The following is an 18656-nucleotide window of genomic DNA, read 5'->3' on the forward strand; positions in this document are numbered from 1 at the left end:
TTTGTAGGCCGAATAAGGCGTTTACGCCGCATCCGGCATGAACAAAGCGCACTTTGTCAGTAATCTGAGCGAATCTTACTTCACATCATCCGGCAGCGCATAAGCCACAATATAGTCGCCCATCTTCGTACCAAATGAACCGTGACCGCCTGCGGAGATCACCACATACTGCTTACCATTCACTTCATAGGTCATCGGTGTTGCCTGACCGCCCGCTGGTAGACGACCCTGCCACAGTTTTTCACCGTTGCTCATGTTGTAAGCGCGCAGGTAGTTATCTGCCGTAGCGGCAATAAACAGCACGTTACCCGCCGTGGAGATTGGTCCGCCGAGCATCGGCATACCCATATTAAACGGCACCGGAACGGGCATCGGGAACGGCATACTGTCCTGCGGCGTACCAATACGTTTCTTCCACACCACTTCATTGGTTTTCAGATCCAGTGCCGAGATGTAACCCCATGCTGGTTGTTTACACGGCAGACCAAACGGTGAAAGGAACGGGTTAAGCGTGACGCCATACGGCACGCCGTACTGCGGCTGAATACCGGATTCCGTACCCGTGCCTTTGGCATCTTTCGGCTGTTCCATCGGGTTGCCAGGACCGCGTGGGATCAGTTTCGAAACAAACGGCAGCGCCATTGGGTTGGCAATTGCCACTTCACGATTCGGATCAACGGAAATCCCGCCCCATTCGAACATCCCCAGGTTACCCGGGAAGACCAGCGTACCCTGTTCAGATGGTGGGGTGAAAATGCCTTCATAGCGCATCTGGTGGAACATCACGCGGCACACCAGTTGGTCAAACATGGTGGCACCCCACATATCCGCACCGCTTAGATCTTTTGTCGGACGGAAGCTCAGCTCAGAGAACGGTTGAGTAGGGGTAACGTAATCGCCTTTCGCTGCGCCTTGTGGCACTGGTTTTTCCGGGGCAGGAACCACCAGTTCACCATTACGACGATCGAGCACAAAAATGTTGCCGGTTTTCGCCGGAGCGTAAATGACCGGAACCTTTTGACCGTTAACGGTGATATCCGCCAGCGTCGGCTGTGCCGGAAGATCCATATCCCACAGGTCATGGTGAACGGTCTGGTAACTCCACGCCAGTTTCCCGGTAGTGGCATTCAGCGCCAGAATCGAGCTGGCATAACGTTCCTGTTCCGGTGTGCGGTTACCGCCCCAGATATCCGGCGTGGTCACGCCCATCGGCAGATACACCAGATCCAGCTTCGCGTCATAGGCCGCAGGTGCCCACGAGTTTGGCGAGTTAAAGGTAAAGGTGTGTTCGTCAGACGGGATCGCGTTCGGATCTTTCGCGCCCGGATCAAAAGCCCACAGCAGCTCCCCGGTGTTGACATCAAAACCACGGATCACGCCAGATGTTTCACGGGTTGAGAAGTTATCGGTGACTGAACCAGCCATCACGATGGTTTTATCGGTGATAATCGGCGGCGAAGTCGGCTCATACAGACCCGGTTTGGTATCCGGCATATTGCTTTGCAGATTGAGCACGCCTTTATCGGCGAAGGTTTCACACAGCTTGCCGTTTTCAGCGTTAATCGCAATCAGGCGGCCATCATTCACCGGAAGAATGATACGACGCGGGCAATCCGCCATCACTTCCGGCGAAGCAGTTTCTGCTTTGGCTTCATGATAAGAGACGCCACGACAAGTTACGTGCTGGAAAGACTCGTTGGTTTTCAGCTCAGGATCGTAATGCCATTTCTCTTTGCCGCTGGCGGCATCAAGTGCAAACAGGCGCTGGTGAGCAGTACACAGGTAAAGCGTGTCGCCCACTTTTATTGGCGTCACTTCATTGGTGATTTCGCCCGGATCGTTCGGCTGTTTCACATCGCCCGTGCGAAATACCCAGGCTTCTTTCAGGTTGTGGACGTTATCGGCGTTAATTTGTTTCAGCGGCGAAAAGCGTTGGCCTTCCTGATTGCGACCATAGGCAGGCCAGTCCTGATCGGCAACGGGGGAGATGGCTTCTGCTGGCGTGGCATCGGCGCTTAAGGTGCCGTTGATTTCCTGCGGATCGTTAAATCCGGCCCAGGTGAGGATTCCGCCACTAATCAGCAGTGCGACCACCAGTGCGGCAACTGCGCCGCTGGCAGGAATGACCAGGCGACGCCAGACAAACGGCAGGATCAGCCAGATGCCGAAGAAGACCAGAATGTCGCTGCGCGGAGTCAGCGCCCAGAAGTCGAAACCGACTTCCCAGACGCCCCAAATCATAGTGCCGAGCAGCAGAGCCGCGTATAGCCAAAGCGCGGCGCGTTTACTGCGCCACAGCATCCAGGCGACGCCGAGCATCACAAGGCCTGCAATAGGGTAGTACCAGGAGCCGCCAATCGCGACCAGCCAGCCTCCGCCAATGAGAAGATACAGCCCGCAAAGAGCTGCAAAAAGGGCTGTTAGCGTGACGAGTAATCGTCGCGAGCCGGTATTGTTAATTGCCATAAAGAGACACCATTTCAATTCATTAATATTTTAGTAGCAATTAATTATAGGTTTTAACATGTGTGATCGTCATCACAATTTGAGCTTTATTAACAGATTCCGCCAATGAATAGTTTTACTGGTATACTGCGTGTCTTGCGCTTTGCTGCGGTGCCGAAGCTAGCCCGTGCGAAGTGATTTGTTTTTAAATCATATGGTTAGAGATATGAAACATACTGTAGAAGTAATGATCCCCGAAGCGGAGATTAAAGCGCGTATCGCCGAACTGGGTCGTCAGATTACTGAGCGTTACAAAGACAGCGGCAGCGATATGGTGCTGGTAGGCCTGCTGCGTGGCTCATTTATGTTTATGGCGGACCTGTGCCGTGAAGTTCAGGTATCTCATGAAGTCGACTTTATGACCGCCTCCAGCTACGGTAGCGGCATGTCCACCACCCGTGATGTGAAAATCCTCAAAGATCTGGATGAAGATATCCGTGGCAAGGACGTGCTGATTGTTGAAGATATCATCGACTCCGGTAATACACTGTCGAAAGTGCGTGAAATCTTAAGCCTGCGCGAACCGAAGTCGCTGGCGATTTGTACGCTGCTGGATAAACCGTCCCGCCGTGAAGTGAACGTGCCGGTAGAATTTATCGGTTTCTCGATCCCGGATGAGTTTGTGGTGGGTTACGGTATTGATTACGCACAGCGTTACCGCCATCTGCCGTATATCGGCAAAGTGATTCTGCTGGACGAGTAAGTGCGGATTTGCCGGATGTGTTGCATCCGGCATGGCGAATTTATTTGTGATTGATGTGCTTCAGCTTGAGGTTGGAAATCCCGTGACGGTAACGTTGCTCCAGGGTTTCGCGGTTAGTGGCTGTGACATCCAGGTCACGCAGTAAGCCGTCGTGAATGCCGTAAGCCCAGCCGTGAATGGTGACTTTCTGCCCGCGTTTCCACGCTGATTGCATAATGGTGGAGTGACCCAGGTTATATACCTGTTCCATTACGTTCAGTTCGCACAGGGTATCCAGACGACGCTCTGGCGGCATTTCGCCGAGCAATGAGCTATGTTTGAACCAGATATCGCGGATGTGCAGCAGCCAGTTGTTGATAAGCCCCAGTTCCGGGTTTTCAACAGCAGCTTGCACGCCGCCGCAACCATAGTGGCCACAGATAATAATATGTTCAACTTCGAGAACATCCACTGCATACTGAACCACGGAGAGGCAGTTTAGATCGGTGTGAATGACCAGGTTAGCAACATTACGGTGAACAAAGAGTTCGCCCGGCTCAAGACCGGTTAAACGTTCTGCAGGAACGCGACTGTCGGAACATCCAATCCATAGAAAGCGCGGTTTTTGCGCTTGTGCCAGTTTCTCAAAAAACCCGGGATCCTCTTCCACCAGCATTTTTGACCATAGTGCATTATTGCTGATGAGTGTATCTATGTCTTTCATGGAGGTTAACGACCTGTAACCAAATAATTACGTTTGGCTAATATAGGGCAACTCCGGGACGATTTAAACCACAGATAAAGTGTAAGAACGTAAGGTAAGTAAAAATTTATGACCATTGCACTGGAACTTCAACAGCTTAAAAAAACCTATCCAGGCGGCGTTCAGGCGCTTCGTGGAATAGATTTGCAGGTCGAGGCGGGTGATTTTTATGCGCTTCTGGGGCCGAATGGGGCCGGGAAATCGACCACTATCGGTATTATCAGCTCGCTGGTAAATAAGACCTCCGGGCGCGTCAGCGTATTTGGTTACGATCTTGAAAAAGATGTCGTCAACGCCAAACGCCAGTTGGGGCTGGTGCCGCAGGAATTTAACTTCAACCCGTTTGAAACCGTGCAGCAAATTGTGGTGAATCAGGCGGGGTACTACGGCGTGGAGCGCAAAGAAGCGTACATCCGCAGCGAAAAATATCTTAAACAACTCGATCTATGGGGAAAACGCAACGAACGTGCGCGTATGTTATCTGGCGGGATGAAGCGCCGTTTAATGATTGCCCGTGCGTTAATGCATGAACCTAAACTACTGATTCTCGACGAACCGACCGCAGGCGTGGATATTGAACTTCGCCGCTCAATGTGGGGCTTTTTGAAGGATTTAAACGACAAAGGCACCACCATCATTCTCACCACACACTACCTGGAAGAAGCAGAAATGCTGTGCCGCAATATCGGCATTATTCAACACGGTGAGCTGGTGGAAAATACCTCGATGAAGGCGCTGCTGGCGAAGCTGAAATCGGAAACCTTTATTCTCGATCTCGCACCGAAAAGCCCGTTGCCGAAGCTCGATGGTTATCAGTATCGACTGGTAGATACCGCCACGCTGGAAGTTGAAGTGCTGCGTGAGCAGGGGATCAACAGCGTATTTACGCAGTTAAGCGAGCAGGGCATTCAGGTATTAAGTATGCGTAACAAAGCCAACCGTCTGGAAGAGCTGTTCGTTTCACTGGTTAATGAAAAACAAGGAGATCGCGCATGATGCATCTTTACTGGGTGGCATTAAAAAGCATCTGGGCGAAAGAAATTCATCGCTTTATGCGTATCTGGGTGCAGACGCTGGTGCCACCGGTCATCACCATGACCCTTTACTTTATTATCTTCGGCAACCTGATTGGTTCGCGCATTGGTGATATGCATGGCTTCAGCTATATGCAGTTCATCGTGCCGGGGCTGATCATGATGTCGGTGATCACCAATGCCTACGCCAACGTTGCATCATCATTTTTTGGTGCCAAGTTCCAGCGTAATATTGAAGAGTTGCTGGTCGCTCCGGTTCCAACGCACGTGATTATCGCCGGATATGTCGGCGGTGGTGTTGCGCGTGGGTTGTTTGTTGGCATTCTGGTGACGGCGATTTCGCTGTTCTTTGTGCCGTTTCAGGTGCATTCGTGGGTATTCGTTGCCTTAACCCTGGTGCTCACGGCGGTGTTGTTCTCCCTTGCGGGTTTGCTGAACGGTGTGTTTGCCAAAACGTTCGATGACATCAGCCTGGTGCCAACCTTTGTATTAACGCCACTCACGTATTTGGGCGGGGTCTTTTACTCCCTGACTTTGCTGCCGCCGTTCTGGCAGGGACTGTCGCATCTGAACCCAATCGTTTATATGATCAGTGGATTCCGCTACGGCTTCCTCGGCATTAATGATGTGCCGCTGGTCACGACTTTTGGCGTGCTGGTTGTTTTTATTATTGCGTTTTATCTGATCTGCTGGTCGCTGATCCAGCGTGGGCGCGGCTTGCGTAGCTAAGTCGCTCTCCTCTCCTCCGGATACGGGGGAGGGGAGTTTTGACGGCTATCACCCTTTATCAATACTGGTCAGGGTAGACTGATTTTCGGCTAAGGAGGAAGGCGATGTTAGGTTGGGTTATTACCTGTCACGACGATAGGGCGCAAGAGATACTGGATGCGCTGGAAAAAAAACATGGCGCACTTATCCAGTGCCGGGCAGTGAATTTCTGGCGCGGGTTAAGTTCAAATATGCTCAGCCGCATGATGTGCGATGCTCTGCATGAAACTGATTCTGGCGATGGGGTGATTTTTTTAACCGATATAGCAGGCGCTGCACCTTATCGTGTTGCGTCGTTATTAAGCCACAAGCATTCTCGTTGTGAAGTCATTTCTGGGGTGACGTTACCGTTAATTGAGCAGATGCTCCCCTGTCGGGAGACAATGTCCAGTGCGGCATTTCGAGAGCATATCGTGGCATCAGGAGCACCTGAAGTCAGTAGCCTCTGGCATCAGCAACAAAAGAATCCCCCTTTTGTCCTCAAGCACAATTGGTTCGAGTATTAAATCGCATTCTGATTTTGCTACACTAACTGCGTTGTTTCTCGCCTGGTAGTTTCCTCATGATTAAAAAGATAATTTTCCTGGTGCTGCTGGTTTCATCTGCTGTCAGCGCAGCACTTCCCACGCGTTATATGCAAACCACTCAGGATGCGACTATCTGGGGAAAAATTGGCGACAACACGGTAACCGTCGGTAACATTCGTGCCGGGCAGATTATTTCGGTCATCCCAACCACAGCCGATTATTATGAATTCAATTTTGGTTTTGCTACGGGGTATATTGATAAAGGTCATCTTGAACCTGTACAAGGGCGGCAAAAAGTTGAAGATGGTCTGGGTGATCTGAATAAACCACTGAGCAACCAAAATCTTATTACCTGGAAAGATACGCCGGTATATAACGCGCCCGATGCAGGCAGTGCGCCATTTGGCGTGCTGGCCGATAACTTGCGTTATCCCATTATCAGTAAATTGAAAGATCGCCTGAATCAAACCTGGTATCAAATTCGTATTGGCGAACGTCTGGCCTATATCAGCGCGCTGGATGCGCAGCAGGATAACGGTATTCCTGTATTGACCTACCATCATATTTTACGCGATGAAGAGAATACCCGTTTTCGCCATACGTCGACCACAACGTCGGTACGTGCATTCAATAACCAGATGACCTGGTTGCGCGACAGGGGATATACCACGTTGACCTTGTATCAACTGGAAGGATATCTGCGTAATTCGATGAATCTCCCCGCTCGCGCGGTTGTGTTGACATTTGATGATGGTTTGAAGTCGGTGAGTCGTTATGCATACCCCATTCTGAAACAATACGGTATGAAGGCGACGGCATTTATTATTACCTCGCGTATTAAACGCCATCCACAAAAATGGAATCCACAGTCGTTACAGTTTATGAGTATTTCTGAACTGCATGATGTCAGCGATGTTTTTGATTTCCAGTCACATACCCATTTTTTACATCGGGTTGATGGTTATCGCCGACCCATATTACTTAGCCGCAGTGAGCATAATATTTTATTTGATTTTGAACGTTCACGTCGGGCGCTGACGCAATTTAATCCGCATGTATTGTATCTTTCTTATCCGTTTGGCGGATTTAATGACAAAGCGGTTAAAGCGGCAAATGATGCCGGATTTCATCTGGCGGTGACGACCATGAAAGGTAAAGTAAAACTGGGGGATAATCCCTTGTTGCTAAAACGGCTTTATATCTTAAGAACAGATTCGCTGGAGACGATGTCGCGGCTGGTGAGTAACCAGCCGCAGGGGTGATTATCAGGCAACCTGAACCGGGATCGCTTTCGCGGTACGTTTCATTTCGTTGTCGCCTTCAAAGTAGGCAACGTTGGGGCGCCAGGTGCGGGCTTCGGCATCTGGCATAGTGACGAAGCTGGCGATGATGACAATATCGCCGACGCTGGCGCAGTGAGCCGCCGCGCCGTTGACAGAAATAATTCTCGAACCGCGCTCTGCCGCGATGGCGTAGGTGGAGAAACGCTTGCCGTTGGTGACATTCCAGATATCAATGGCTTCGTTTTCGAGAATACCGGCTGCGTCAAGAAAATCCTGGTCAATGGCGCAAGAACCTTCATAGTGCAGGTCCGCATGAGTCACTTTCACGCGGTGGAGTTTGCCCTGCAGCATCGTGCGAATCATAACTTCTACCTTTCTACCCTGTCGTTAACGAAGCAGGCGGAGCCTGCTTTGAGAAAATTCTCACGCAGTATTGCCCGATTTTTGTTTAGTGTCTACTCATCTGACGGCATTTGCATCAGCAGTTTGCGTACCGCGCCGAAGCCCGCCATGCAACGCCTGTAACCGATTGAAATTTCTCTGAACGCAGCTCGGTAAACAATAAAGAGGCGGCTGACGACTGCGCGCCTTGACTGGATACTGCCTTCACGCAAGACAACACGGAAGGCAGGTAAGATGGACGCACCAAGTACCACGCCGCATGACGCGGTGTTTAAACAATTTTTAATGCATGCGGATACCGCTCGCGACTTCCTCGACATACACCTGCCTGAGGAATTGCGTGAGATCTGCGATCTCAACACGCTGCATCTGGAGTCGGGGAGTTTCATCGAAGAAAGCCTGAAAGGGCACAGCACCGACGTGCTCTATTCCGTGCAAATGCTGGGTAATCCCGGCTATCTGTATGTCGTGATTGAACATCAAAGCAAGCCGGACAAAAAAATGGCCTTTCGCATGATGCGCTACTCTATTGCCGCCATGCACCGACATCTGGAGGCTGACCACGATAAGCTGCCGCTGGTGGTGCCGATTCTGTTTTATCAGGGCGAGGCCACGCCTTACCCGCTCTCAATGTGCTGGTTTGATATGTTTTACTCACCGGAACTGGCGCGACGTGTCTATAACAACCCTTTCACGCTGGTGGATATCACTATCACGCCGGATGACGAGATCATGCAGCATCGGCGGATTGCGATTCTCGAACTGCTGCAAAAACATATTCGCCAGCGCGACTTAATGTTATTGCTGGAGCAACTGGTCACGCTGATTGACGAAGGGTACACTAACGGAAGTCAGTTAGTTGCCATGCAAAACTATATGCTGCAACGCGGTCATACTGAACAAGCGGATTTGTTTTACGGTGTGGTGAGAGACAGGGAATCGGGAGGGGAGTCTATGATGACGTTGGCGCAGTGGTTTGAAGAGAAGGGGATTGAGAAGGGAATTGAGAAGGGGATACAGCAGGGAATTGAGAAGATGGCCCATCGTCTTCTGAGTAAAGGAATGTCTCGGGAAGACGTTGCAGAGATGGCAAATTTACCTCTTGCCGAGATTGATAAGCTAATTAACTCTAACTAAATTGCCTGCGATATGAATAATCGCTTACAGACGTCATCGCCATGACGTGGGCAAATGAATAACTGGCGCCATCAGCCGTAGCGCCAGTTAAGTATTACGCCAGTTCGACTATTTTATTGTCGATCAGGCGAGCATCGCCAAGCCAGGCTGCTACCAGAATCACGGCGCGTTTACTGTTTTCAGTGACTTCCAGCAACGTGTCAGCATCACGAATCTGAATATCATCGGCGCGGAAACCTTTTTCATTCAGTTCTTGCCCGGCAATGGCAATAATTTCATCGAGATCCCGCTCTCCAGCCTGCAATTTGTCGGCAATCGAACTTAAAACCTTGTACAGGCCTGGCGCAATTTTGCGTTGTTCTGCCGTCAGATAACCATTACGGGAACTGAGCGCCAGACCGTCTTTCGCGCGCATAATCGGCACACCGACAATCTCAATATCAAAGCCCATATCGGCAACCATTTTGCGGATCAGCGCCAGTTGCTGAAAATCTTTTTCACCGAAGCAGGCGATGTCCGGCTGGACAAGGTTGAACAGTTTGCTGACGATGGTCGAAACGCCACGGAAATGCCCTGGGCGGCTGGCACCTTCCAGCATGGTGGAAAGACCGGGAACATCAACATAGGTGTGGGTTTCTGTACCGTTCGGGTAGATCTCTTTTACTGATGGAGCGAAAACCAGATCCACTTTACGTTTATTCAGCTTCTCGCAGTCTTCCTGCAAGGTGCGTGGATAGCGAGCCAGATCTTCCGGGCGATCGAACTGCATCGGGTTAACGAAAATACTGACGACGACCACATCGGCGCGGGCTTTCGCTTCATCGACCAGCTTCATATGACCATCGTGCAGGTTACCCATGGTAGGCACCAGCGCCACACGCTTGCCTTCCATACGCAGGCGGCGGATTTGCTGACGCAGCAGCGGCAGAGTTTCGATAATTAACACAACGTGACTCCTTAATGGAAACTGTGTTCTTCGCCCGGATAAGCGCCGGACTCCACTTCAGCCATATACTGCCGTACAGCAGCGCGGATGTCGCCCGCTTCGGCAAGGAAATTTTTGGCGAATTTAGGTATGTGACCACCGGTTATGCCGAATGCGTCGTGCATCACGAGGATTTGTCCGTCGGTTACATTCCCCGCGCCAATACCGATAACCGGAATCGCCAGCGCCTCGGTAATACGTTTTGCCAGCTCAACCGGTACGCATTCCAGCACCAGCAACTGTGCCCCAGCGGCTTCTAAGGCTAAGGCGTCATTAAGTAAACGGTCGCCTGCATCGCCACGCCCTTGCACTTTATAACCACCGAAAATATTCACTGACTGTGGCGTTAAGCCCAAATGCCCACAAACAGGAACTGCGCGTTCGGTCAGCATTTGAACTGTTTCTACCAGCCAGGCACCGCCTTCGATTTTGACCATATTCGCACCCGCGCGCATGACAGTTGCGGCGTTTTCAAATGCTTGTTCAGGAGTGGCATAAGCCATAAATGGCAGGTCAGCCAGCAGCAGACAGTTTGGCGCACCGCGACGAACGGCGGCAGTGTGGTAGGCGATATCTTCCACAGTGACAGGGAGGGTGGAGTCATGGCCCTGAACCGTCATTCCAAGGGAATCCCCCACCAGCATGACGTTAATTCCTTCGTCGGCAAACAATTTTGCAAAGCTATAGTCGTAAGCAGTGATGGTGGCGAAGCGTTTTTTTTCCTGTTTACATTTTTGCAGCAGGGAAATGGTAGTTGGTTTCATAACGTGTCCTGATGGCTAATGTCAGATCTGTTGGCATTCTATCAGTCGTATTAAGGGGGGCAATCGTTTTAGTGGGTCACATCGTCAGTTGCCTGACGATGTGTTTGGCTTGTCAAGGGTAGGTAATCTGGAATCTGCCGGTGGCTTCGAAATCGCCTGCTTTTATCGTACTATTCCCGTCTTGCTTCAATGTCGCCTGAAATTCAAGGGGCTGTGTTGTGCCTTGACCTTTTCCGGGGTAAATCCCCCCTGATGAATCAATCTCGCTTTCATACGCTTTATAAACAGACGTTCCTACATTAGGCTCAAGAACCATTTTTCCATTAACACTGTTTTTTAAGCCTTCAATAAGTACGCCGACGCCCTCTGCTGCACCGTTACCTTGCAGGGTATTGGCGAGTAACTTTTTATTCTGTTGCCCTATTTTTGCAGAGGTCATTTTGGTTTCAATATTTTGTACTCGAATACAGTTTTGCAATGTTATCTGAAAAGGCACAGGCGTTGCGCCATTTTTAATTTGACTGACTTCGTAGCTCCCCAATGCGACAGTTGAGTTCTGGACGGTATCTCCTGTTACAACTGAAGAAAAACATGTAGGAAGCGATAGTTTTACATTACTTAAATTAAAGTTGATATAGATAGGCCCGCTGTATCCCTGGATCGCTGAGCCGGCGTCTTCGGCTTTAAAACGATAAATATAATCACTTGTGCTCAGTAATGTGATATTTTGGGTTGCTGTAGGCGCAAACGTGGCATCTGTATAAAATTCAACGGTAAAAGTCTGGAATATTCCTCCTAATCCCCAAAATTGTGGATAGTTATTATCCATGTCTTTACATCTTCTTTCCATATCGGCGTCATGGAATACAAAGTGAAATTTTTGCGCTTCTGTATCCCCGATATATATTTCAGAAACATCTGCTCTTGTATTATAAGCTGACCATATAGCTGAAATTTTTAATGTGTAATAAAGTCCGGTAACAGATGTTTTGAATAATTTATGTCCGCCATAAGAGAGTCCGGAGTCGACCATTGCATTTCGTATCGTCATCGGGCCACCAGAGGCGCTCTTATGTGCTGTACAATAAAGAACACCATTAGAAGCTGTATCCTGACCCTCCCAGTATAATTGTACCCCAGTAGGACCCAACGATTTCGGGCGATAAAACACCAGACTATTATTTCCAGGATACATAAAATTTACGCGACCATCTCTGTCTGGTGGAGTCGCGCCGGCACCCACAATAAAATCAATTTTTGCGTAACAAACAGAACTAAACAAAAAAAGAATACTAAAAAAAATAATATGTGAAGATGTTTTCATATTCACTCCTTTAAATATGTTTGTTGTATGAGTGCATAATAAATTGTCTTACTAAAGAATAGCTGGCATAGCTAACCTGAGGCGTTCGTCCAGGCGATAATGAAATTGTGCTTGTCAATTGCACCTGCTCATTGAGAATTTCTAATTGTGTTAAAATCATAGGTTCCATCCTGATTTTTCCATTTCCTTACGCTGGTTATTCGTACCATGCATCGACCAGTACGCTGGTTGTCACTTTGCCACTACCAACGCTGGCAGCGTTATTGACTTTTTGCATTCTGGTATAAAAATTCCAGCGTGAGTCATTCATTTTATCGGCGTCGATAGCGTATACAGACCGGGAAACTCCTGCAGGAGACCAGACATTAAACTTATTATTACTGTCATTAACCGAAAAAATGACTATTCCGATATTACTGGCTCCGTTGATGTCCTCGTTTGGGAATATCTGCGATGAGCCAGGTGCAAAAGAGCCCGTTCTGGGTTTAAAGTCCAAGTGCAACTGTTTTGTTCCGGTTAATGCTGTACCGGAACAACCAGATAACAGAATGGAGAAGTTTTTGCCGCCCGTATAATATTGTTCCGCTGTCGTGCTGTTGGCGAAATAATCCAGCCCTACAGTGGCTAAATTAATGATACCGTTATTGTCGATTTCCATTTTGCAAGTTGAGCTGAGAACTTTAGCATTAAAATCAACATTAAGCTCCGCATAGGCGGCGGAACACATCAAGGCTATGTTTATCGTTAAAGCGGCAAATAAATTATGTCTTTTCATAACATCACTTTTGCACTGGCTACGTCAAAATTTACTGGTAAGTGATGTTAAACACCGCAGGGGTGTTAAAATCACCGGCTCTGACGTCAGTATCTGCTTTGCCACTGTCGCGTACCAACCGTGCGCTAAGCGGAAACACTTTGGCATTATTCGTCATGTTCACAGTGGTCGAGTTTTTAGCTTTACACTCGATTTGCTTACCACTGTCTGGTGTCGCAGAGTCCCAAACTTCGACGGCTACCGCTTCCGCTTTGTTGGTCGATGCGGCGTTAGCAAATGCTTTCCCATTGCCGTTGCCATCACAAGTTGCGCCATTTCCCGGGCTTAGGGTAAATACCGCCTGATTCTGTGGCAGACCATCACAGCCGCTAAATGCCAACTGGAATTTTTGCACCTTTGCTTTGCTGATCACTTCGGGAATATAGACGTTCTGGAAATTGACGGTGTCAATCTTTGCACTACCCGTGTCCTGCAACTCAACTTTACAGGTCCCGGCGGTGATATTGGTAACAATAGTCAAATCTAATGCGTCAACGGTCGCTTGCACCGGGTTGATACCAAGAGTAGCGCAGGTCAAAACACTCGCGACACACCAGGCTAATTTTACTCTTTTCATTAGATTACCCCGTTACTCATAGGTGAAATTAAACGTGACTTTGGCATCAAATGGGCCGATCGTGCCAGTATTTGGCGTAACTTCACGCATGGCTGCGCTTAAGTTTAATCCTTTACTCATTTCATCGGCCGTCCATACAATGGTGGTGTTATTATTTAAGCCAAAGTAGACATCGTCCGATGATGACTGGCGGCGGAAAGCAACGCCAATGTTTGAGGCCTTGCCAGTGGCTGAAGACGGTATGGCTAACACGGGTTGTTCGGTAGATGTTTTTTCCGCTTTTATTGTCGTTTTCAGTCCTGTAAGCCCATTACAGTTAGCAGGCTTCAATGTAAAGTTTGCCTGGCTCTCGGCACCTTTAGCACGCAATTGATCGAGACGAATATCGGGAATAGTTAGCTTATAGGCGTTCGTTCCTGCATTACTGATGTTTGAACCGCCATAGGGGATCACCGACATATCACAGGTTGGCTGTACGATTGTGGCGATGAACTTTACATCGACATCAACAGCGAACACCGGAGCGGTTAGCATAAGTGCGCCTAAAGCAAAGGGAATACTTTTCCGTCTCATAGCTTTTCCAAAATTTGCGGATTTAGCGAGTCACAGATACCGTACACAGTACGTTATCCAACAACAGGGACCGGTTGCCACTTTCTTCAGTAGCTGTCATCGGAACCTGATAATGAGCAAGGCAATGCTGAGCTTGTCTGTTCTCATCGAACCAGTTCACCCGCAACACCCCTTTATCTTCTATACCTCTGATAAAGGCCCGGTTACCCTGGCCGATATAACCAAGGACATTACCTTGTTCATCGGTGACATCTGCGGCAAACGGCAATGGCTGGCCGTCATTGCGGTGTAGGGTCACCATTGCTGAGCGCCCCTGGTCAGTTTCAAAGTTGGTCAGTGTGATAGCACCGTAGCGCGGTACGGTGCGGGAACTGGTACTTTTTAGCTCGACATCGTTTTCCAGCCCTTTAATATCCAGGCTGATGTTATTTTCCTTGTAAGGCGATGCGGATGAGGAGATGCCATATCCCCAGCGATCGATGGTATTGTTACCATAGTTTATTCGTGCGCCTGCAGCGCCAGGGGCTTTTACCAGAACCAATGTATCGCTGTCGCTGAAGCTGTCGCCAGAAAACGTAACCCCTCCCTGATGCAGAACAAAACCGCCGTCAGTGCTTAATGACATCTGACGGTTACTGTCAGTATCTGCACTTGCGGAAGCAGACAACGTTCCCCAGGGAGATTCGTAACTTATGTAGCCCCCGATATCAGCCAGATCGGTACTGTTTTTATTGATGATGTAATCAGTACTCACGCTGTAGCTGTATTTACCATCACCGCTGGCACCGTTGGTGCTGGCGCTGAAAGCGTGGCTGCCGTTAAAGTCGGTGTTCATTCGTGCGTCAACGTACTGGAAGCCACTTTCACGTCGTTTACCACCAAACAATTTTTCGATAGGAAGGCTGACGCTCAGATAGAAACTATCATCCTGCTCGCCATCTTCATTCCAGGTACGCTGAATGGAAGCACTCCAGGAGCCCCAATCCGTCCCTTTGCTGTAGCCCATTGAGTAGTAGCTCCGGCTGCTGCTTCCGCCCCAGTAATCTGTCCAGCTACCGTTCAGATAAAAAGAACCATAATCTATCTCTTTAAATTTCAACGGTTGGTTGAGGCTGATCGTAAACTGGTTGCGTAGACGCTGGTAAGTGTTCATCGTCTGCCGTTCATTGGCGGGTAGATGTTTGGCATCATCCTGTAGATTCAGTGCGTCATTGAGCCCCAGGTAGTTGCTGGTGGAGTAGCGATAAGCGGCAAGATTTAAAGACGTATTGGTTTCATTAAACATTTTGTTCCATGAAACACGGTAGCTCTGCCCTGTGTAGGTCTTGTCCTCATATATCCTGGCCTGAGATTGCGTCACATCAAACGACACGGCGCCAATTGACGTGTTTACCCCGACCCCTAACAGGAAGGCCTGGTAGTCAGCATCGGTGAGTTGAATGCCGGTGTAGCCAGTAAAGGTGTTGTTAATGCCGTAATACCATGTACCTTGTAGAAGATTGTAATCATCGCGAAGATCGTCGCGATCAATCTGCCCGCCGCTGATATCCCAGCGACCCACGCCAGGGCGCAGCATCTGAATAACGGACGAGAAGGGTTGAGAGAAAGTGCGACGCGAACCATCTGCTTCCTCGATAGTGACTAACAGGTCGTTGCCGTAGCCGGAAGGGGAAATATCGTCGATGGCGAACTCACCCGGAGGAACGGTGCCTTCATAAATTTTGTAGCCGCCCTGTGTTACGGTAACCTTAGCGTTGCTGTTAGCAACACCACGGATAACAGGCGCAAATCCGGTCATTGACGGTGGCAACATGCGGTCGTCGCTATACAGGCGTACCCCTTTTATACTAACGGAGTCGAAAGTTTCCCCGGTTGTATAGGTTTCCCCGACCACTAATTGTGAGCGAATAAATGGCAGTTCACGCTGAAGATAGCTGTTCTGGAAATCCAGATTGCTGCCAATATCCTGCTGCCAACTGTAGTTACCGTTGCTTCTCAGATGCCAGTTTCCGAGGTTAATACCGGTATTGAAGGCGGTATAAAAAGTCTGGTTTTCGTCGTTATGCTGCGTGTTGCGCCAGGCATTCATACGATAGGAGAGCATGGCTGCATTTATACCATCCTCCCATAGTGAAGGATCAACATAGCCCTGGTAATTACGCATGATCCAGACTTGCGGAACTGTCAGTTCCAGTTTTTGATCGTTAGTATCGAAATAAACCTGTGACTGTGGAATAGCTTTTGCGATATCAAGGCAATCATCTGCGCTTTCATTGCGTTTTTGTAATACTGCTTCTCCGTCCCGGAGATCAGGTTGTTTTATATGAAGCTGACTCAGTATTTTTCGCGAAATACAGGCTTCGGCGTTTCTCTTGCCCACATCAATCATTTCGATGTTCAGGCTGCTGGCGGAAATATTATTGACGTAAACCTTTACGTCATAATTTCCAGGCATTGCCGGGTTGCCATCAGAATAGCGCGATAAGTCTATTCCTCTGGCGGAAGAGCCCATGAGAAAGCTTGGGTCGTACTCAATCGTCTCTGTTGCATTCGTGCTTTGGGCATAAATGCAGGAGAAGATAATAGCGATCCTTGTTAATTTACAATGAGCCATCTTTTTTTTATACTCGCATCGCAAAAAAATCATCAATAAAATCAGGTTTAAAGATTGCTTTCACCTTTAATTTCACTGCCATAATCACTAATTGCTGAATAGCGTAATTTTGCGCCGCCTATAGATGTTTGTAGCCCTTGCACACTAAAATCGCTATTGCTATTTGGAGCTATCATAGAAGTATTTACAACATAAGACTTTGTGCCTGATACAACATCAACGGCTGAAAATGAGACATAGTATGGAGTAGGGTTAGTTACTTTGATTTTATTACCGCTCCATTGCCATTTTAATTGGGATGGCGCCGTAAACGGATCACCACTTAACCCCTCCGGTCGGTAAAATAATTTAATGCGCGTACGGAAAGCCAGTTGCAGAAGATTTTTATTTTCAGCTTCTTTATCTTTTACTTTAGGCGGTACTTCCAGCACATTAAACCAAAAGACACTTTCGCGATCTTTTGGTAACGTCTGGCTATTCGTATAGGTGATTGTCACTGTCTGACCGCGTTTCGGGTCGATGCGTGAAACCGGGGGGGTAGCGTTAAACGGAACTTTAATGGTCGCCGGATCGGCATTATCGTCACCCGTATCCAGCCATGACTGAACCAGTAATGGGCGCGAGCCTTTATTTTCCAGGCGCATAGTGACATTCTTGTCTTTTTCTTTATAAATAACACGTGTTCCGTTAATGACAATATCAGCCTGCGCAACTGATGCGAAAACAGATAAAGTACTTGCAAGTAATAGCGGAATAATTTTCTGATAAATCTGCATCTCTTCTCTCCTTGAAAAACGCAAAATCATAAATAAGAGGCTGCAAGCACAGCCTCTTAATACAATTAATTCAACTCCAATAAAAATTAATTGTAAGTTAAGGTATAGGTGCTGTTAGTTTTCACATGACCAGAGGTCACGGTGGCATTAGCATCAGACTTCACATAAGATGCTTTTAAATGGAAGTTCGCAACATGAGTGGTGGTGTCGAATGCTTCAGTGATCTGGTTGCTCGGGTTATTCACTTCGACCAGATTCAGTGCTCCAGTATTATTTACATGGTGCAGAGCGATATCGACATTACCTGCTGGATCCTGAACTGAGCCGTCATTACTCAAAGTACCCTGGTTAGAGTTATGGTACATAGAACTGAAACTCATGACTGCGTTTTGAGCCGTTGCATTACCTGTCGCACAATCAACTTTAATATTAATATCTTCCGGGAACCCACCTGCAGCAGTTTTGCTCATTGCCGGGACATCAGCAATTTGTGCAGTCTGTAGCATAACCGTAACGTCTTTACCGCCACCATTTATTGTCGTTACACAAGTACCAGCGGTAACAAAACCACCGATATTCAACTGCCCACCGTCAACACCAGCCATTACTGAACCGGCTGAAAGGGAAGATGCTGCTAATACGATGGCAAGTAGCTTTTTGTTCATTAAAATTCTCCATAAAAAAAGAGAGACGAATCAATAACAAATATTAATTTATTGTTATTCTACGTCTTCCAAAAACGCGGCAGAGACTAGCAATATAAGGATGAAAATAAAAATTGATGGTGTGAATGATTTGGGGTGATTTATTGATTTACCTTCCCTTGCATTCATCATTTGAATAGCTATTTATTTTAGAGCAAGCGGTTAGGTGAGTATAAGAGTGTTTATAAGGGTGGTTTGATTGGTAACTTATTGATTTTTTTAATTTTATTATTTTTCTTGTGATTGATTGTGGTGTGTCATTTTTATTATATATATATTTTAGTGTGTCATTTTGTATGCATTAGTTTTTCTGTATTTACATATTAGATTATCTTAATATAAAGTTTAATATTATTAATATGTACGTTAATTTTCATGTGTTTTTTTTGCCCATTTGTGCCTTTCTTGGGGGGATCTCACTTTT

Annotated in this window: 18 protein-coding genes; 6 read left to right on the forward strand and 12 right to left on the reverse strand. The window is 48.0% G+C overall.

The window, feature by feature from the left end:
* Nucleotides 1-75: 75 nt before the first annotated feature.
* A complete protein-coding gene (gene gcd / locus RGV86_RS16610) occupies nt 76-2466 on the reverse strand; it encodes a quinoprotein glucose dehydrogenase (RefSeq protein WP_085460330.1) in 2391 nt (796 codons plus the stop codon).
* A gap of 205 nt (nt 2467-2671) precedes the next feature.
* Here gcd and hpt point away from each other — a divergent pair, with 205 nt between their 5' ends.
* Nucleotides 2672-3208 (forward strand): hypoxanthine phosphoribosyltransferase, encoded by a 537-nt coding sequence (gene hpt / locus RGV86_RS16615; RefSeq protein WP_000683335.1) that lies wholly within the window; start codon nt 2672-2674, stop codon nt 3206-3208.
* A gap of 40 nt (nt 3209-3248) precedes the next feature.
* Here the strand turns inward: hpt and can are convergent, their stop codons facing one another.
* Nucleotides 3249-3911, reverse strand: a complete 663-nt coding sequence (can, locus tag RGV86_RS16620; protein ID WP_000651596.1) for a carbonate dehydratase — start codon at nt 3909-3911, stop codon at nt 3249-3251.
* Between the two features lie 108 nt (nt 3912-4019).
* Between can and RGV86_RS16625 the strand changes: the two genes are divergently transcribed.
* The 4 genes from RGV86_RS16625 to RGV86_RS16640 all read left to right on the forward strand — a co-directional run bounded on the left by RGV86_RS16625 (nt 4020) and on the right by RGV86_RS16640 (nt 7541).
* A complete protein-coding gene (locus tag RGV86_RS16625) occupies nt 4020-4946 on the forward strand; it encodes an ABC transporter ATP-binding protein (RefSeq protein WP_000150637.1) in 927 nt (308 codons plus the stop codon).
* Entirely contained in the window at nt 4943-5713 is a 771-nt protein-coding gene (locus RGV86_RS16630) for an ABC transporter permease (protein WP_000972201.1), read from the forward strand. The genes RGV86_RS16625 and RGV86_RS16630 overlap by 4 nt, the downstream gene beginning before the upstream one ends.
* A 104-nt stretch (nt 5714-5817) precedes the next feature.
* Entirely contained in the window at nt 5818-6258 is a 441-nt protein-coding gene (locus tag RGV86_RS16635; RefSeq protein WP_000901973.1) for a PTS sugar transporter subunit IIA, read from the forward strand.
* 56 nt (nt 6259-6314) lie between these two features.
* Nucleotides 6315-7541: a polysaccharide deacetylase family protein gene (locus tag RGV86_RS16640; protein WP_085460331.1), complete on the forward strand. Its 1227-nt coding sequence runs from the start codon at nt 6315-6317 to the stop codon at nt 7539-7541.
* A gap of 3 nt (nt 7542-7544) precedes the next feature.
* Here RGV86_RS16640 and panD read toward each other — a convergent pair whose 3' ends face one another.
* A complete protein-coding gene (panD, locus tag RGV86_RS16645; protein WP_000621508.1) occupies nt 7545-7925 on the reverse strand; it encodes an aspartate 1-decarboxylase in 381 nt (126 codons plus the stop codon).
* Nucleotides 7926-8198: 273 nt separating this feature from the next.
* Between panD and RGV86_RS16650 the strand changes: the two genes are divergently transcribed.
* Nucleotides 8199-9101: an Rpn family recombination-promoting nuclease/putative transposase gene (locus tag RGV86_RS16650; RefSeq protein ID WP_085460332.1), complete on the forward strand. Its 903-nt coding sequence runs from the start codon at nt 8199-8201 to the stop codon at nt 9099-9101.
* A gap of 94 nt (nt 9102-9195) precedes the next feature.
* On the opposite strand, the gene panC is transcribed toward RGV86_RS16650, so the two are convergent.
* The 9 genes from panC to RGV86_RS16695 form a co-directional block, all read right to left on the reverse strand.
* A complete protein-coding gene (gene panC / locus RGV86_RS16655) occupies nt 9196-10047 on the reverse strand; it encodes a pantoate--beta-alanine ligase (protein ID WP_032224453.1) in 852 nt (283 codons plus the stop codon).
* Between the two features lie 11 nt (nt 10048-10058).
* Nucleotides 10059-10850, reverse strand: coding sequence for a 3-methyl-2-oxobutanoate hydroxymethyltransferase (gene panB, locus RGV86_RS16660; protein WP_000805494.1), 792 nt, complete (start codon nt 10848-10850; stop codon nt 10059-10061).
* Nucleotides 10851-10962: 112 nt separating this feature from the next.
* The gene (locus RGV86_RS16665; protein ID WP_085460334.1) at nt 10963-12174 is read right to left on the reverse strand and encodes a fimbrial-like adhesin; all 1212 of its coding nucleotides are present in this window, start codon (nt 12172-12174) and stop codon (nt 10963-10965) included.
* Between the two features lie 196 nt (nt 12175-12370).
* On the reverse strand, nt 12371-12949 hold the full coding sequence (locus RGV86_RS16670) for a fimbrial-like protein (RefSeq protein WP_000820615.1): 579 nt from the start codon (nt 12947-12949) through the stop codon (nt 12371-12373).
* 31 nt (nt 12950-12980) lie between these two features.
* Nucleotides 12981-13565, reverse strand: coding sequence for a fimbrial protein (locus tag RGV86_RS16675; RefSeq protein WP_000832274.1), 585 nt, complete (start codon nt 13563-13565; stop codon nt 12981-12983).
* A 12-nt stretch (nt 13566-13577) separates the two neighbouring features.
* On the reverse strand, nt 13578-14138 hold the full coding sequence (locus RGV86_RS16680) for a fimbrial protein (RefSeq protein ID WP_024165102.1): 561 nt from the start codon (nt 14136-14138) through the stop codon (nt 13578-13580).
* A 22-nt stretch (nt 14139-14160) separates the two neighbouring features.
* Nucleotides 14161-16785: an outer membrane usher protein gene (locus tag RGV86_RS16685; protein ID WP_000576774.1), complete on the reverse strand. Its 2625-nt coding sequence runs from the start codon at nt 16783-16785 to the stop codon at nt 14161-14163.
* Nucleotides 16786-16799: 14 nt separating this feature from the next.
* Nucleotides 16800-17528, reverse strand: coding sequence for a fimbrial chaperone (locus RGV86_RS16690; RefSeq protein WP_001167881.1), 729 nt, complete (start codon nt 17526-17528; stop codon nt 16800-16802).
* Nucleotides 17529-17614: 86 nt separating this feature from the next.
* Nucleotides 17615-18193 (reverse strand): fimbrial protein, encoded by a 579-nt coding sequence (locus tag RGV86_RS16695; protein WP_001035567.1) that lies wholly within the window; start codon nt 18191-18193, stop codon nt 17615-17617.
* Between the last annotated feature and the right edge of the window lie 463 nt (nt 18194-18656).

The sequence above is a fragment of the Escherichia ruysiae genome, from assembly GCF_031323975.1.
GTDB lineage: Bacteria > Pseudomonadota > Gammaproteobacteria > Enterobacterales > Enterobacteriaceae > Escherichia > Escherichia ruysiae.

Coding starts and splice junctions, on each gene's coding strand:
- RGV86_RS16680 (WP_024165102.1), bottom strand. CDS start 14,138: ATGAGACGGAAAAGTATTCCCTTTGCTTTAGGCGCACTTATGCTAACC.
- panD (WP_000621508.1), bottom strand. CDS start 7,925: ATGATTCGCACGATGCTGCAGGGCAAACTCCACCGCGTGAAAGTGACT.
- RGV86_RS16640 (WP_085460331.1), top strand. CDS start 6,315: ATGATTAAAAAGATAATTTTCCTGGTGCTGCTGGTTTCATCTGCTGTC.
- RGV86_RS16650 (WP_085460332.1), top strand. CDS start 8,199: ATGGACGCACCAAGTACCACGCCGCATGACGCGGTGTTTAAACAATTT.
- can (WP_000651596.1), bottom strand. CDS start 3,911: ATGAAAGACATAGATACACTCATCAGCAATAATGCACTATGGTCAAAA.
- RGV86_RS16690 (WP_001167881.1), bottom strand. CDS start 17,528: ATGCAGATTTATCAGAAAATTATTCCGCTATTACTTGCAAGTACTTTA.
- RGV86_RS16675 (WP_000832274.1), bottom strand. CDS start 13,565: ATGAAAAGAGTAAAATTAGCCTGGTGTGTCGCGAGTGTTTTGACCTGC.
- RGV86_RS16630 (WP_000972201.1), top strand. CDS start 4,943: ATGATGCATCTTTACTGGGTGGCATTAAAAAGCATCTGGGCGAAAGAA.
- RGV86_RS16635 (WP_000901973.1), top strand. CDS start 5,818: ATGTTAGGTTGGGTTATTACCTGTCACGACGATAGGGCGCAAGAGATA.
- panB (WP_000805494.1), bottom strand. CDS start 10,850: ATGAAACCAACTACCATTTCCCTGCTGCAAAAATGTAAACAGGAAAAA.
- RGV86_RS16665 (WP_085460334.1), bottom strand. CDS start 12,174: ATGAAAACATCTTCACATATTATTTTTTTTAGTATTCTTTTTTTGTTT.
- gcd (WP_085460330.1), bottom strand. CDS start 2,466: ATGGCAATTAACAATACCGGCTCGCGACGATTACTCGTCACGCTAACA.
- RGV86_RS16670 (WP_000820615.1), bottom strand. CDS start 12,949: ATGAAAAGACATAATTTATTTGCCGCTTTAACGATAAACATAGCCTTG.
- hpt (WP_000683335.1), top strand. CDS start 2,672: ATGAAACATACTGTAGAAGTAATGATCCCCGAAGCGGAGATTAAAGCG.
- RGV86_RS16685 (WP_000576774.1), bottom strand. CDS start 16,785: ATGATTTTTTTGCGATGCGAGTATAAAAAAAAGATGGCTCATTGTAAA.
- RGV86_RS16625 (WP_000150637.1), top strand. CDS start 4,020: ATGACCATTGCACTGGAACTTCAACAGCTTAAAAAAACCTATCCAGGC.
- RGV86_RS16695 (WP_001035567.1), bottom strand. CDS start 18,193: ATGAACAAAAAGCTACTTGCCATCGTATTAGCAGCATCTTCCCTTTCA.